The organism is Gilliamella sp. B2717, assembly GCF_026536675.1.
Taxonomy (GTDB): domain Bacteria; phylum Pseudomonadota; class Gammaproteobacteria; order Enterobacterales; family Orbaceae; genus Gilliamella; species Gilliamella apicola_I.
Genome location: NZ_JAFNNQ010000013.1, coordinates 303 through 1915, shown reverse-complemented (window position 1 = coordinate 1915; position 1613 = coordinate 303). Strand labels below are relative to the sequence as shown.

1 protein-coding gene is annotated in these 1613 nt (G+C 36.5%); it reads left to right on the top strand.

Annotated elements, in window-relative coordinates; genetic code table 11:
• Positions 1–1613: carboxypeptidase-like regulatory domain-containing protein (locus J3U35_RS03155; RefSeq protein WP_267359506.1), on the top strand; the 1613-nt coding region annotated here is incomplete at both ends.

Genomic DNA, 1613 nt, shown 5'->3' with positions numbered 1-1613 from the left:
CACCAATACGTAAAGATTTAGGTAATTTATTAGTCGTCAATTATTTGAAAACAGCCAATGGGGAATGGAGCTGGAGTTCAACGATTAATGGGCTCGAAGCGATTACCGCCAGTACTTATACTAAAATAGCCTTTTTTGAAGAAGATGGTGTGACTCCAGCAACCGATTTACAAGGTAATAGATTAGAAGTCAGCTATCAAAAGCCGGGTTTTTATGGCGTAAGAGGCTCACAAAATTATCCTATCGATCATGCGGGTTTGTTTTATTATTCTGTTGTTGAATATGATAAGGATAATTTGGATTATCCCGAATCATATAATGGCGAATATTCGGTTAATGTTGCACCGGCTAAAACTTGGGGAGATACCATCTATTTTACACCAACAAGACCCAATACGATTTCCGGATATGTTTATTTAAATAATAGTCACTCTGGTACTTTGGGTACTTATAATCCAAATCAAGATATACCAATTAAACAAAATCGGGTTACTCTGGAGCGTGAAGTATTTGGAGAATGGACAGTTATCACCGAATTCGCAACAGATGACAAGGGTCATTACAATTTCACTAATTTGCCTAATGGAGAGTATCGTGTTACGGCTAAACAGGAATATGGTGGCGGCAGTGATATAAGGAATGGCGATATTGATTTCGAAAATAATGATCAGAATAGTGGTTCGAGTATCGATCCTAATGATAATAGAAAAATGATATCGAGCATTATTGTTAATGCGAGTGGTGGTAACAAATATAACACAGATACTAACATCTGGTATAAATTAAAAATTAATCAACACATACTTCGTGGCTCAGTATTTTTAGATACATGGTTAGGTGATGGTGAGATACAAACCGAGCAAATGTACAATGCTAATGACTTACCTTTAAAGAATGCTATTGTTTTACTTTGCGAAGATGACGGTACCAATGATTGTACTGAAAACGGAAGTAATTTTATTGGGAAAAAACTAACGAATGCCAAGGGTGAATATAGCTTTCAAGGGCAACAAGATGGTATTAATCGAGATGTGACTTATATCGTTAAAACTATCTATCCAGGGACAACGGCTGTCACTAATCCTGATAAAGAGTTAGCACCAAGTTATAAAGTACAGTTTAAACAACTTGATATGCCATTAACTAAGCACTTTCTAATGCAAGGAAAAGGACAATTTTCGGGGGCGCCTGTTAATGATCTCAATGGTGATATGAAGTATGCAGGTGAGCAAACGATTGAGAATGGAAATGGATATTTTCAAATTTACTTCTGGAATGGAAGTGATTATGAAAAATGGGGTGATATTGGTGATTACTATCGAACGATCAAGCTAAAATCATTGCCTCAAGGCAGATATCGTGTCATTCACAATCAGGATGATAATTTTATCGATATTGCAGATATGGACCCAGCAACACCACCAGGAACGTTAGATTTTGAAGTATTAGCCGATGGTTCACTTGCCAATAATTTAGATAAAAATAATCTATTCCTAATGCAAGCTCAAGTTTCATCATCAAATACGACCGAGGCAATTTCGGGCAAGCTTTACTTGGATGTAACAGGTTCTAAAAACAAAGATGAAGCAGTTGAGCTCACTAAAGAAGAACTC